General features: G+C 68.5%; 16 protein-coding genes. 8 read left to right on the forward strand and 8 right to left on the reverse strand.

Going from position 1 to position 12,660, the window contains the following annotated elements:
• Positions 1-6: 6 nt before the first annotated feature.
• Positions 7-858 (reverse strand): SDR family oxidoreductase, encoded by an 852-nt coding sequence (locus OG558_RS25515; RefSeq protein ID WP_405065276.1) that lies wholly within the window; start codon positions 856-858, stop codon positions 7-9.
• 120 nt (positions 859-978) lie between these two features.
• On the opposite strand from OG558_RS25515, the gene OG558_RS25520 reads away from it, so the two are divergent.
• Positions 979-1,878 (forward strand): AraC family transcriptional regulator, encoded by a 900-nt coding sequence (locus OG558_RS25520; protein ID WP_405065277.1) that lies wholly within the window; start codon positions 979-981, stop codon positions 1,876-1,878.
• Here the strand turns inward: OG558_RS25520 and OG558_RS25525 are convergent.
• Positions 1,865-2,914 carry a helix-turn-helix transcriptional regulator gene (locus OG558_RS25525; protein WP_405065278.1) on the reverse strand — a complete coding sequence of 350 codons (1,050 nt, stop codon included), beginning with the start codon at positions 2,912-2,914 and terminating at the stop codon, positions 1,865-1,867. The genes OG558_RS25520 and OG558_RS25525 overlap by 14 nt on opposite strands.
• Positions 2,915-3,061: 147 nt before the next feature.
• Between OG558_RS25525 and OG558_RS25530 the strand changes: the two genes are divergently transcribed.
• From OG558_RS25530 to OG558_RS25545, 4 genes are all read left to right on the forward strand, one after another.
• A complete protein-coding gene (locus OG558_RS25530; RefSeq protein ID WP_405065279.1) occupies positions 3,062-3,505 on the forward strand; it encodes a cupin domain-containing protein in 444 nt (147 codons plus the stop codon).
• Positions 3,502-3,876: a DUF1304 family protein gene (locus tag OG558_RS25535; protein ID WP_405065280.1), complete on the forward strand. Its 375-nt coding sequence runs from the start codon at positions 3,502-3,504 to the stop codon at positions 3,874-3,876. Before OG558_RS25530 ends, OG558_RS25535 begins: the two co-directional genes overlap by 4 nt.
• 147 nt (positions 3,877-4,023) lie before the next feature.
• Positions 4,024-5,559 (forward strand): alkaline phosphatase D family protein, encoded by a 1,536-nt coding sequence (locus OG558_RS25540; protein ID WP_405065281.1) that lies wholly within the window; start codon positions 4,024-4,026, stop codon positions 5,557-5,559.
• Positions 5,560-5,563: 4 nt separating this feature from the next.
• Complete coding sequence (locus OG558_RS25545; protein ID WP_405065282.1) at positions 5,564-6,820, forward strand: hypothetical protein; 1,257 nt, start codon at positions 5,564-5,566, stop codon at positions 6,818-6,820.
• 1 nt (position 6,821) lies between these two features.
• On the opposite strand, the gene OG558_RS25550 is transcribed toward OG558_RS25545, so the two are convergent.
• Complete coding sequence (locus tag OG558_RS25550) at positions 6,822-7,427, reverse strand: anti-sigma factor family protein (RefSeq protein WP_405065283.1); 606 nt, start codon at positions 7,425-7,427, stop codon at positions 6,822-6,824.
• On the reverse strand, positions 7,424-7,927 hold the full coding sequence (locus tag OG558_RS25555) for a sigma-70 family RNA polymerase sigma factor (protein WP_329475147.1): 504 nt from the start codon (positions 7,925-7,927) through the stop codon (positions 7,424-7,426). The genes OG558_RS25550 and OG558_RS25555 overlap by 4 nt, the downstream gene beginning before the upstream one ends.
• Before the next feature lie 90 nt (positions 7,928-8,017).
• Here OG558_RS25555 and OG558_RS25560 point away from each other — a divergent pair, with 90 nt between their 5' ends.
• Positions 8,018-8,527 (forward strand): hypothetical protein, encoded by a 510-nt coding sequence (locus OG558_RS25560; RefSeq protein ID WP_329475148.1) that lies wholly within the window; start codon positions 8,018-8,020, stop codon positions 8,525-8,527.
• On the opposite strand, the gene OG558_RS25565 is transcribed toward OG558_RS25560, so the two are convergent.
• Both OG558_RS25565 and OG558_RS25570 read right to left on the reverse strand, forming a co-directional pair.
• A complete protein-coding gene (locus OG558_RS25565) occupies positions 8,524-9,060 on the reverse strand; it encodes a YbhB/YbcL family Raf kinase inhibitor-like protein (protein WP_405065284.1) in 537 nt (178 codons plus the stop codon). The genes OG558_RS25560 and OG558_RS25565 overlap by 4 nt on opposite strands.
• A gap of 18 nt (positions 9,061-9,078) precedes the next feature.
• The gene (locus OG558_RS25570; protein WP_405065285.1) at positions 9,079-10,383 is read right to left on the reverse strand and encodes a phosphodiester glycosidase family protein; all 1,305 of its coding nucleotides are present in this window, start codon (positions 10,381-10,383) and stop codon (positions 9,079-9,081) included.
• 259 nt (positions 10,384-10,642) lie between these two features.
• Between OG558_RS25570 and OG558_RS25575 the strand changes: the two genes are divergently transcribed.
• Positions 10,643-11,020, forward strand: coding sequence for a hypothetical protein (locus OG558_RS25575; RefSeq protein WP_405065286.1), 378 nt, complete (start codon positions 10,643-10,645; stop codon positions 11,018-11,020).
• A gap of 149 nt (positions 11,021-11,169) precedes the next feature.
• On the opposite strand, the gene OG558_RS25580 is transcribed toward OG558_RS25575, so the two are convergent.
• Entirely contained in the window at positions 11,170-11,628 is a 459-nt protein-coding gene (locus OG558_RS25580; RefSeq protein ID WP_405065287.1) for a nitroreductase/quinone reductase family protein, read from the reverse strand.
• Positions 11,625-12,053: a PPOX class F420-dependent oxidoreductase gene (locus OG558_RS25585; RefSeq protein ID WP_405065288.1), complete on the reverse strand. Its 429-nt coding sequence runs from the start codon at positions 12,051-12,053 to the stop codon at positions 11,625-11,627. The genes OG558_RS25580 and OG558_RS25585 overlap by 4 nt, the downstream gene beginning before the upstream one ends.
• Before the next feature lie 72 nt (positions 12,054-12,125).
• On the opposite strand from OG558_RS25585, the gene OG558_RS25590 reads away from it, so the two are divergent.
• The gene (locus OG558_RS25590; RefSeq protein ID WP_405065289.1) at positions 12,126-12,653 is read left to right on the forward strand and encodes a MarR family winged helix-turn-helix transcriptional regulator; all 528 of its coding nucleotides are present in this window, start codon (positions 12,126-12,128) and stop codon (positions 12,651-12,653) included.
• Positions 12,654-12,660 lie beyond the last annotated feature (7 nt).

The following is a 12,660-nucleotide window of genomic DNA, read 5'->3' on the forward strand; positions in this document are numbered from 1 at the left end:
AAACCGTTACTTCTGCAGAGCGGTGGCGATGGCGTCGGGTAGGGGTGTGGTCGGGCGGCCGATCAGGCGGGTGAGATCGGAGCCGCGGCCGGCCAGGCGGCCGCGTTCGATCGCGTTGTCGACGTCGACGAAGATCCGGGCCAGCGGCTCGGGGAGTCCGGCACCAGTGAGGACGCCGACGTGCGTCTCGGCCGGAACGTTGTTGTAGGCAACATCCTTGCCGGACTGCTTCGACAGCTCCGCGGCGTACTCGGTCAGCGTCCACGCCGTGTCGCCGTTCAGCTCGTACGCCGTCTTCTCGTGGCCCTGACCGGTCAGCACGACGGCGGCCGCAGCGGCGTAGTCGCGCCGACTTGCCGATCCGATCCTGCCATCGCCCGCGCTGCCGATCACACCGTGTTCGAGCTGTACGGCGATCTGCTCGGTGTAGACCTCGTGGTACCAGCCGTTGCGGAGGAAGGTGTACGGCAGGCCGGAGTCGAGGATCGCCTGCTCGGTGGTGATGTGGTCGGCGGCCAGGTCGAAGTCGGCCTCCGGACCGCCGAGCACGCTGGTGTACGCGATCCGCTCGACGCCGGCCGCCTTGGCCGCGTCGATCACGGCCTGGTGCTGGGCGACCCGGTTGGCCTCGAGACCGGAGATCAGCAGGACCGTGTCGCCGGCGCCGAAAGCCTTGGCCAGCGCGGCCGGGTCGTTGTAGTCGGCAACCCGGACCTCGACGCCGCGAGCCGCGAGGGGCGCAGCCTTCGCGGCGTTCCGCGCGACCGCGACGACCTGGTCGGCCGGAACGCGTTCCAGCAACTCGTCGATGACGAGCTGGCCCAGATGACCGGTGGCGGCGGTGACGACGATGCTCATCCGTACTCCTTGTCGTTGGTTTGTGTCACCGAGCCTAGGCAGCTGTCACGAGCGGATCTATGTCAGCGAAGCGCTGATCTATGTCTAATCGTCTCAACCGCGTAGCGTATGATTCCAATCATGGATGTTCTTGCCGACGTCGTCTCCGCGCTCCGGACCGGGCCGGCCACGTCCGGCCGGACTGATGTCCGCGGGCCGTGGGGCCTGCGCTTCGCGCACTCGTTCGGCGCGACCTTCCATCTTGTCCTGCAGGGGACGGCGTGGCTGCTGCCGCCGGGCGGGACGCCGGTTGCCATGGGTCCGGGCGACGTGGTGCTGATGCCCCGCGGCCTCGAGCACGCGCTGGCGGATCATCCCGAGTCTCCGTTGGTCGACTTCGATCCAGCGGTCGAGAAGCCCGTCCAAGGCGACGGGGCGCGCTCGCTCCTGCTGTGCGGCACCTACCGGCTCGATCGTGAGCGGCCGCATCCGGTGCTGAGCAGGCTGCCCGATGTCGTCCATGTCCCCGCGGACCCGGGCCGGCATCGCACGCTGCACACCGCGATCGGCATTCTCGGCGAGGAGCTCGACGCCCAGCGCCCCGGCGCCGCGGCCGTCGTACCGCCGCTTGTCGATGCGCTGCTGGTGCTGATCCTGCGGGCCTGGTTCGAGGATCGCGACTGCCCGACCGAGAGCGACTGGTCCCGGGCCTTGACCGATCCCGCCGTGGCGCAGTCCCTCGAGCTGATCCACGCCGAGCCCGGCGCGGCGTGGACCGTCGCCGAGCTCGCGTCGAGAGTCGGTCTGTCGCGGGCCGCCTTCGCCAGGAGATTCACCGAGGCTGTTGGCGAGCCGCCGCTGACCTATTTGTCGCGGTGGCGGATGACGACGGCGGCCCGGCTGCTGCGGGATCACGATCGGCCGCTCGCGACGGTGGCGAAGGAGATCGGGTACACGTCGGAGTTCGCGTTCGCCAAGGCCTTCAAGCGGGACTTCGGCATCCCGCCCGGGACCTACCGCCGGCAGCTCACCCTCGCCTGACCGTCAGGTCGTCGGGCCGGAGCGTGGCGACCAGTTCGCCGCGGCTGCGTACGCCGACCTTGCCGAACGCGGCCTTCAGATGGTCCTGGACGGTGTGCGGTGAGATCGAGAGCCGATCGGCGATCCCCGCGGTGGTGTGCCCGGAGATGACCTCGAGGCAGATCTCCCGTTCCCGCGTGGTCAGTCCGTACGCCGCCAGCAACATGCCGACCAGGTGATGGCCCGAGGCGGGCTCGATCGTGACGACGACCTCTTCCTCGTCCCCGATCAATCGGCTGCCCTGCAAGACGACCCAGCCACCCGACGCAGTCTGCACGCGGGCCTGGAACGTCCCGGCCGGGGCGGCCCGGGTGCCGGTCACGACTGCCCGAAGCAGGACTTCGAACCGCCCCGGCGCGATCTCGTTCAGCTCGTCCTGCCAGGTCCGGGCCGCCGCGGTGATCGCGCGTGGCTTGCCGCTTGGCCCGGTGACGACGATCGACGGGCCGACCCCGCCGCGGTACCCGTGCGCGTCCGTCCGTACAGCGACGCGGGTGGCCGCGCCGATCACCGGCGCCACCGAGCCCAGGAACTCCACTTCGCGATCGCTGTAGTCCGGCCCGCTGCGGACGAACCCGGCCGCACCCCAGCAGTCCCCGTCGACCGTGAACGTCGCCCGCACCTCGTGCTCGATCCCGAGCGGCCGCCACACCTCGTTCAGCCGCCGGTGCCCGACGACCTCGCGATAGGGCAGATCGGACAGACGTGCCACGGAGCGTGAGTGCCGGGCCAGCTCGGCGAACGAGTTCGGGTCGGTTCCGCCGTACTCCGTCTCGGCCAGCCGCGGCTCGTACTCCGGCGGGATGCGGGCGCGGCCGCTCGTCATCGAGCTGATCACCAGCGTGCCCGGATCCATGCCGGCCCAGCAGGTCAGCTCACTGCCGATGACCTGCTCGACCACCTCGATCGCGGCCGCATGCAGGTCCACGACGCCCAGTCCCGACGTCGCGAGTGCCGCGATGTCCCGGCGCGCGGCTCGCGCCCGGCCCTCCCACATGGGCTCAGTATGCGCCGCCGTACCGGTGCCGCCTATCCCGGAAATATGGGGATTCCAGGCCCTTCCTGAGCCCACTGCGGCGGGATTCAAAGGCGGTCTGCCGCTTCGTAGCGTCGCAGCCAGGACTACCGACAAGGGGAGGACATCATGAAGGAATCAGTGCACCTCAGCACGGCGGGCACCGGCGCGGAGTACGTCGCTCCGGATGCGACCGTGACCGTGAAGATCGGCGCCGAGCACACGGGTGAGCAGTACGAGATCTTCGAGATCGACGCACCGCGGGGACCGGCCTCGCCGCCGCACAGCGAGTCCTGGAGCAAGGCGTTCTACGTGCTGCAAGGCCGGATCCTGGTCCAGGCAGGCGATCAGGGTTACGACCTCGGGCCCGGCGCCTCGATCAGCATTCCGGCCGGCACGCTGAACACGTTCTCGGTACTGACGCCGGCCGCGAAGTTCCTCGCCGTCAGCCAGACCGGCCGGATGGGCGCCTTCTTCGCCGACCTCGCGACCGTCGACCCGACGGACGGCGCCGCGCTGGGAGAGATCTCGGGCCGCCACGGCGTCACCCTCGCTTCAGGAGCGACAGCATGAGTACGGCGGCGCAGGTGCTGGCCGTGTTCATCGCGGTGGTGCTGACCGTGGTGTTCGTGATGGAGGCGATCCTCTACCGGAACCCCAGTCTCTACCCGATGTTCCTCACCAAGCCGGGCGATCTCGACGCGGTCCGGATGTGGACGGTCAACCTGGGCTGGTACAACCTGACCACCGCGGCCGCTCTGGTCGCGGGCGTCGTCCTGGTGCAGACCGATCACCTCGCGCAGGGCCAGGCGCTGATCGTGTTCACCGCCGCTCAGCACACGTTCATGGCTGTCGTGCTGGTCATCTCGCAGCCAAAGCTCTGGCTCAACTCATTGATGGAAGGCGTGCCCGCCGCGGTCCTGCTCATCCTCGCCCTCAACTGAGCAGAACGGCGCCAGCTGTAGGAAAGTTACACAGTCTGCGCCACCATGGGCATCGAGCACCATGCACACTCAAGGTTCCCGGAATGTCACCGACAGTTTCCACGGTCCGGGTGCCTGCCGCCCTGAGTAGCAGTGAAGGTGAGGCCCATGAGCCCAATCAGTCGCAGGACCCTTGTTTTCGGCGGACTTGCCGCGGCCGGCGTCAGCGCCGTCCCGGTCCGCTCGGCCGTGATCGCAGCGACCGCGGCAGTTCCGTACCCGTTCCAGCTCGGGATCGCCTCCGGCGAACCCGACGCGAACAGCGTCGTCCTCTGGACCCGGCTGGCCCCGTCGCCCCTGAACGCCGACGGCCAGGGCGGGATGGCGAACGCCGACGTCGTCGTCGACTGGCAGGTGTCGACCACCGACACCTTCAGCACCCTCGTCGCGTTCGGTTCCGTGACCGCGCAGTACGCCGCCGCCCACTCGGTGCACGTCGTCGCGGGCGGCCTCAACCCGGACTCCGACTACTACTACCGCTTCCGCGCGCAGGGCCAGCTCTCACCGGTCGGCCGCACCCGCACCACCCCGGCGGTCGGCACGAACGGCCGCGACCTGGTGATGGCCTTCACCTCCTGCTCCCACTACGAGGAGGGGTACTTCACCGTCTACCGGCGGATGGCCGAGGAGAATCCCGGTGTCATCCTGCACCTGGGTGACTACATCTACGAGTACGGCCCCACGGCCGGACGCCCGCGGTTGCACCTCGGCAACGAGGTTGTGACGATTGCGGACTACCGCCGTCGGTACGCGCAGTACAAGACCGACCCGGATCTCCAGGCCGCGCACGCGGTCGCGCCGTGGATCCTCGTACCGGACGACCATGAGGTGGAGAACAACTACGCCGGCACGATCCGCGAGAACAACATTCCTGCGCTGACCGCCGCGCAATGGACTGCCCGTCGATCCGCGGCGTACCAGGCGTACTACGAGAACATGCCGCTGCGGCCCGCACAGGTGAACAGCGGCAACAGCATCCAGCTCTACCGGCGGTTGCGGTGGGGGAGTCTCGCGACGTTCCACATGCTCGACACCCGGCAGTACCGCGACGACCAGGCCTGTGGTGACGGGTGGAAGATCTGCTCCGACGCGGATCTGGCGACGCGCAGCCTGCCGGGCAACCCGCAGGAGACCTGGCTGCTGGACGGCCTCGGGCAGCACCTCGGCACGTGGGACATCATCGGCCAGCAGGTGTTCTTCGCGCGGCGGTTCAACTCGACCGGTGCGAGCATGGACTCCTGGGACGGCTACCGCGCGTCCCGGGCCCGGATCCAGCAGGGCTGGGTGGACCGTGCCGTCCGCAACCCCGTCGTGCTCACGGGCGACGTACACCGTGCCTGGGGCAACGACCTGAAGGCCGACTACAACAACGCGAACTCGGCAACCATCGGCAGCGAGTTGGTGACGAGCTCGGTGACGTCCAGCGGCGACGGCGACGTGACCACCGCGATCCCGGACGTGGGGACGAACCCGTGGTTGAAGTTCTACAGCAACCGGCGCGGCTACATTCGTGCGACGGTCAGCCCGACGCAGCTGAACGCCGACTTCCGTGCGGTGGCGAAGGTGTCGGAGCACGGCGCCGTGGCCTCGACGCTCAAGTCGTTCGTCGTCCAAGAGGGCCAGCCCGGCCTGCAGGCGGTGTGAGGCGATGATGAAGAAGACACTGGCCATCACCGCGCTGGCGGCGACGACTCTCACCTTCACCGCCACCACTGCGGACGCCCACATCGCCACACCGACCTGGGTGACCGCCAACAGCGTGGCCACCGGCGACCAGGACGCTCCGTCGGTTGCGACCAACCGCAACGGCTACGTGGCCGTGGCGTGGGAGGACGACCGCGACACCGACAACGCGACCGACAACGTACACAGCGAGATATTCCTTCGCGTGTTCCACAACGGGACGTCGCTGTACGAGGTCAAGCTGTCGGCCGGAGGCAGTAGTGGTGTGACCAACTGGCGTCACTTGCACCCCGACGTCGGACTGGATGACAAAGGCAACGCAGTCGTGGTGTGGCAGGACGACCCGGACGGCAACGGCTTCTACAACATCCCGTACCGCGTCGTGAATACCGCTGGCACGGTGACCGCAACCGGCAACGCCAACACCAGCGCCGATGGTCAACAGATCAACCCGCGCGTCGCTGTCGACCCTGATGGTGCGCCGACCAGTGCCGCGGTCGCGTTCACCGTGGTGTGGGAGGACATCCAGACTGGTGCGCAGGCCATGGTCAAGGCGGCCGGGTACACCGGGCCGACAACCCGGGCCTGGGAGGTCACGGCATCGCAGACAACCGGACAGCATCACAACCCGGACGTGGCCGTGTCGGCGTCCGGTGACGCGGTTGTGGTGTGGGACGAGGACGGGGACGCCAATGCGGCGTACAACATCGGGCTGATCCGGCTGGGCCGGACCAACGGTGCGGCCACCCTGTCGCGCCGGATCGCGAACTTCAACGGCGGTGGCCAGCAGACGCACGCTGCGGTGGCGGCCAACTTCAACGGCGACTTCGCGGTCGCGTGGGAGTCGGACCACACCGGTACGGCGGGGGTGTGGACACGCTCCTTCGACTCCACCGGCGCCGCTCGGTACGCCGATGTCGAAGTGGCGGTCGGCGGCGAGGCGCCGTCGGTCGGCATCGACGATCAGTCTCAGTCGGTCGTCGGCTGGACCATCCAGGCCGCCGACCTCGATGTCTGGGTCCGCGGTTTCGGTACGGACGGCACTGACACGGGCCGCTTGTCGTCCCAGCAGCTCAGCTCCGTCACGGCCGGCCGCCAGGAGCAGATGACGGTTGCGGTCTCGCCGTACGCCGAAGTGGCCGTCGCCTACACCGACGACAACGACGGCAACACCTACGACCAGGTCGTCCTGGGCACTGGAATCTCCAACAACAGTTGGTGAATCACCGCGTCGCCGGGGACACCGTGCTCAGCACGGCGTCCCCGGCCGTGACCACCTCGAGCCGGTCGATGTCGTGCAGCGGGATCGACGTACTGGCCGGCACGTCGGCCCGGTAGTTGCTCGGGGCCGCCCACCAGCCGGCCGTCTCGACGGTCCCGTCCCGGCCGTGCACGATCAGCATGCAGTGTTCACCGGGCTTGAGGTGGGTCATTCGGAGTTCGATGTCGGTGCCCCAGCCATGACTGGTCAGCTCGGCCGTGGTGTCGATGCCGCCCACGCCGTTCGTCGCCGTCCAGGTCGTCGAGTCCGGGTGGTCGATCACCTGCCATCCGAGCGCACCGCCGACGATCACCGCGGCTGCGGCCGCCAGCAGCCACCTGCGACGGACCGGCCGCTTCCGCAGTTGCAGTGGTGGCGGCTCCGGCTCGTGCGACTCGATGTCTTCGACAGGTACGACGTGCAGCAGTCCGGGCAGCTGGGCGAACTGGAGGAGGGCCTCGCGACAAGCGGCGCAGGTCTCGAGGTGCTGCTCGGTGGTACGCCGTTCCGCCGCATCGAGTGCACCGAGGACGTAGGCGCCGATCGTGATGGTCTCCGGGCACGTCATGGGCCGGTCACTCCTCGCTCCTCCAGGGCGGCGCGCAACGCGTGCAGCGCGTAGTAGCTCCTCGACTTCACCGTCCCGGGCGGAACCCCGAGGACGACCGCCGCCTCGGCGACGGTGCGCCGCCGGTAGAACAGTTCGATGATCACCTGCCGGTGGTCGTGGCTGAGGCCGTGCAGGACCTCGACCACCTGCCAGACCTGCAGCACGCGGTCGATGTCGTCACCGAGCGCCGGGAACTCGCGGTCCTCGATCGGTACCTCGGTCACCCGGGCGACGCGTTTGCGCTGTCCGGAGATGACCAGGTTGCGCGCGACCGTGAACAGCCAGCGGCCGGCCCGCTCAGGATCCAGGTCGGCCGAGTGCTTCCACGCCCGCGTCATCGTCTCCTGCACGATGTCCTCGGCGTACTGGCGATCTCCGCCCACCGAACGCAGGACGTAGCCGAACAACGGACGCCGGTACCTGTCGTACAGCGCGCGGATCACCGTGTCGTCATCCACACCCGACAGATACGCGGAAAAGCCGTCAAGGGTTCAACTGAACCTCCCGGCCCTCGAATGCGTACTCGTCAGGGAGAGGAGTGACCTCGGATGAAATCTGGGAAATTGTTGCTTGGAGCAATAGTCGGACTGGCGACGCTGACCGCGTGCGGGGGTGGCGGCGCGAACCAGGCGGCCGGGAACCCGCCGCCCGCCGAGAGCGGCGCCGTCTCCGTGCGGGCGGTCGACGGCGTCGGTCAGACCCTGGTCGACTCGGCCGGGAAGACGCTGTACTTCGCCGACCAGGAGGCCGGCGGCACGATCAGATGCACGGCGGGCTGCTTGAGCTTCTGGATGCCGGTCGCCGGATCCGCTGATGCGGCGAAGGAGATGCCCGGACTGGGAGTGGTCAAGCGGACCGACACTGGGAACGACCAGCTCACGTACCAAGGCAAGCCGCTGTACACGTTCAACCTGGACAACGGGCCGGGGCAAGGCAAGGGAAACAACGTGCAGGACGCGTTCGCCGGCACCGCCTTCACCTGGCACGCGGCGACCACCACGGCCGCGGCGCCGACGCAGGCGCCGTCATCCACGGGTGGTGGGGGCTACGGCTACTAGCGGGCGAACAGCGCGGTGAGGCGGCCGCGGGCGATGGACTTGGAGTCGATCGCCTTGAGTGCCTCGTCGAGCTTGGTGCCATCGGGCAGTCCGGTTGCCTGGGACAACGCGTAGATCGTGAAGCGGTAGTGATGAGTTCCACTCGGTGGGCAGGGACCGTAGTACGCGGACTTGCCGGCTGAGTTGGCGGCCTGCTTCGCGGTGGGCGGTAGCTGTCCTTCGGCGATCGACGCGGTCGTGGGCTCGAGGTCGAGCACGACCCAATGGGTGAAGGTGCCGCGTGGTGCATCCGGATCGTCGACCACGATCGCCAGCGCGCCGGTGCCGGCGGGCAGCCCGGTCCACGCGAGCGGTGGAGAGACACCGTCGCCTTCGCAGGTGTACTTGCGCGGGATCGGGCCGCCGTCGCGGAACGCCGTACTGGTCACGGTGATGTTGGCCGGGGCGGTGGTGGCGGGCTCCTTCGCCTGGCCACCACCGCACCCGGCCGTCACGAAGAGGACGGTCGTCCACAGCCCGAGCCGTAGTCGCACCCCTTCAAGGTACTGGTGTTACCGGCCGGGGACGAAGACGATCGCGTCGCCGACGGCGCGTTCGGCGCCACCGGTGCCGCTCGGGTGGTTGACCACCGTCCCGTCCTGCAGCGCCATCGCGGTGGAGCCGCCGCCGTCCAGGTTGATCGAGTTCCGCAGACCGAGCGCCTTCGCGACCGCGGCCGTCTCGTTCATCGTCGTACCGACGCTCGTCGTCTGCCGGCCGTCGATCGTCGCGAGCACGACCTTGCCGTCCCACGTGGTACCGGCGATCGTGCGCGGGTTGCGGTCGAAGAAGCTGCCGGTGCCGCCCGGTACGACGATCTCGCCGTTCGCCGTCAAGCGGTAGCGACCGGTCACGCCGTACAGGCCGTTGTGGAGCGGGACCTTGTCGCCGTTCTCGTTCGACACCTTCAGGTCGGTGCGGACGCAGCCCTTGACCTTCAGGAGCGCGACCGTGTCCTGGCCGGTCGCCTGGAGTGAGGTCTGGCTCGGAGTCAGGGTCGTGCCGCGCGCGGTCGCCGTCCGTACGACGCATCCACGCCGATCCAGCACCACCTCGACGCCAGCGCCGGCCGGAGTCGCCGCAGCGAATTCGGGGGTGAACAGTACGACATCACCCGGTGTGGTGCACGTGGTCTGGTCGGGCAGCGTGGCGCAGGCGGCCGGGATCACCGGCGGGTGGTTGACGAACTCGAGTGGGAGTTCGGCGCCGGTGGAGCGGTTCCGGATCGTGCCGGACCAGCTCAGGTGGCCCATGACCACCTTGTTGCTTTTGGCATCGATCAGAAGGTTGGCCTCGGTCGGGTCGGTCAGGGGCTCGCTCAGCAGTTTGCCGTCGGAGATGCCGAGGCCGACCGGGTCACCCGGGTACAGCGGGTCCGCCGTGAAGGTGAAGAAGGACGCGTTCACCCCGGCGAGCGCGCCCGCCGACTTCACCAGGTCCGAGGTCTTCTCGACGCGGGCCAGGTCGGGACCGTACGTCGTCTTGAGGTGGCCCTTCGACTTCGCCGGGTCGATGGTGAGCACATTGACGACCCACGGGCCGCGTGGCGTGGTGTTGATCTGGTCGGCCGGCGCCGGGTCGGTCCCACGCACGATCCGCGTCAGCGTGACCCCGCGAGCCAGCACCTGGCTGGTCCGGGTCTCCACCAGATCCGCGTCCCCGATCGGCAGCCCCTGCCCGGCCGGCACCAGCACAGCCGCCGTACCAACCCCATCGATCGGAGCCGCACCGGCGGACGGCACCATCGCGGCCGTCACCACACCCAACACCGCGGCCGCACCCAGCGCAGCCCGGAATACTCGAGCGGAAGTAGTCATGCTGTCCATCGTCGGGTCCGGTGGTGGAATCTTTCCACTCCAGCCGCTGACTGGGCAGCATCTGACAGGTTACGGTTCAGTGCCTCGGCGTGAGCCGGACGATGTGTCCTCGAACCCGGCCAGTCGGGTGACCCTACGGGATCCGTACAATCCGAATCTCAAAGTTTCTCTCGTGGGAGAGAGACGATGGACGTCAGAGAAACGGAGTTCGTACCGCATGCGTAGACGAGTACTTCGCACCTCGTCCGTCGCCGTCGGCGTGACAGCCATCCTGGTCGGCACCCAGACCGCTGCCCAGGCTGAGACTCGCGGCGGCACCAGCACGTGGCAAGAGGTTCAGCAGGACACTGCTGCCGGCTATTGCCGCGCAGAGGTGCAGCTGTATTCCAACAACTATGCTCGAGCGTTCTACTACAACGACCACGCGGGCTGGAACTGCACCATGGTGCTCGAGCGTTCGACCACCAACGGCGCGACCTGGTCGTCGGTCGCGGGAACCGCCATCCTCCAAAACCTGTCCGGGGCCGCGGACCTGGCCAGTACGGGCGAATACTGGGACGGACCCGGTTATCTCGCGCGGGCATGCTTCCATCTGAACTTCGCAGGCGCGGCCGAACACTGCACCTACGCTGTTTGAGCCTCGGCGGCAACGAAGTGCCGTGCCGATAGGACCAGCTGGCCTCAAAGGTGCAGAATTCCTTGCACGCACGGCGCTTCGCCCTCGTTGTCAACCTCGGCCGCCCCCGGAGTTCCTCATGGACTCGTCGGATCGTGCCAGGCGATGGATCAGTGCCGCGGAACCAGCCGGATGACCGGAAGCTCGCGGTCGGTCTTCACCTGGTACTGCGCGAACCGCGGTGCGGCGGTCGTGATCTGGTCCCACGCTTGCGCGCGCTCCGGTCCGTGCAACTGTTCCGCGCGTACGTCCACGGTCTTGCCGTCAACGTCGATCCGGACCTGGTCGGGGTGGGCGGCGAGGTTGTAGTACCAGTCAGGGTTGCCTGGTGCGCCGGCCGCGGAGGCCACCACCAGCCAGCTCCCGTCGGTCCCGGGGAACCAGCCGACCGGCGTCGTCCGCTCGAGACCGCTCTTGCGACCGACTGTGGTCAGGGCCATCGCGTTGAAGCCCAGGAACTTGGCGCCGCGCCGACGGACCCGCCGAGCCATCAGGCGGTTCATCCAGCTCATCATGCGCCCCTTCGGCTGGCGGGCGCCGCGCGTGCCTGGTTGGGTGTCGAAGCTCATCGGCCGTTCACCGCCTCGGCTGCGTGGACGGTGCGGGTCGTGGTGACGCGGTTGTCGTGAGTGAACGGCTTGCCTTCGAGGTTGAAGCTCCACGACACCGTCGGCGTGATGCGCAGGTAGGCGCCAGGGCCGAAGCGGCCTTCGCGTTCGACGAGTTCGGCGTTGCCGTAGATGCGCAGGTAGCGCGGGACCCACGGGGTGACGGACGCCAGGTCGTCCAGGATGACCGCGACCTTGGTGTTCCCGTCGCGGACATTGCGGAACTTGCGGGTCCTGGCGGGGTCCATGCCGCCGATGAACAGGTGGGTCCCGTCGTACTCGAACCCGACCGGTACGGCGTCCGGCTGGCCGTCGCTGGAGACGGTTGCGATCCGGGCCAGCTGCTGGGATCGCAGGTAGGCGAGCTCCTCGTCGCTGAAAGACATCGCTTCTCCTCGATAGTTAACGCCGCGTACTGTACGCAATGTTAACTATACATGCCATGTACCTTAGTGGATGTGAGTGAGACGGAGACGCCCGGCGGTCCGGTGCGGGCTCGCGCCGCGAGGGACCTGCGCCCGGCTGCGCCGCTGCTGCACGCGGTCGACCTGGATGCGGACCGGATGGATGCCGCCGCGGGGCTGCTGCAGCTGACGGGCGTGGTGCAGGGCATCTACGCGAGCCTCTCCGAACGGCACGACCTGACGCCGGTCCAGGCCAGGTTGCTCTGCGTCCTGCTCGGTGGTCCGAAGGGAATGGCCGAGCTGGCGCAGTGCTTCGGCGTCGAGAAGGCCGCGCTGACCGGCTTGATGGACAGGGCCGAGAAGCGTGGGCTGGCCGAGCGTTCGCGGGTTCCCGGCGACCGGCGGGCCGTTCAGGTGACGCTCACCGACGCCGGCCACCGCGCGGCGACGGCCTTCCATGCCGACGTCAGCGACGCGCTGAACCAGCTGCTCGAGCCACTCGGGGCTCCCGACCGTGAACACTTCCGCGCGACCATGGCCGGCATCATCGACACGTGCCGGTCCGGACACGGTGCGTGCTGAGGGTCCA

The organism is Kribbella sp. NBC_01510 (genome assembly GCF_045040325.1).
Lineage (GTDB): Bacteria > Actinomycetota > Actinomycetes > Propionibacteriales > Kribbellaceae > Kribbella.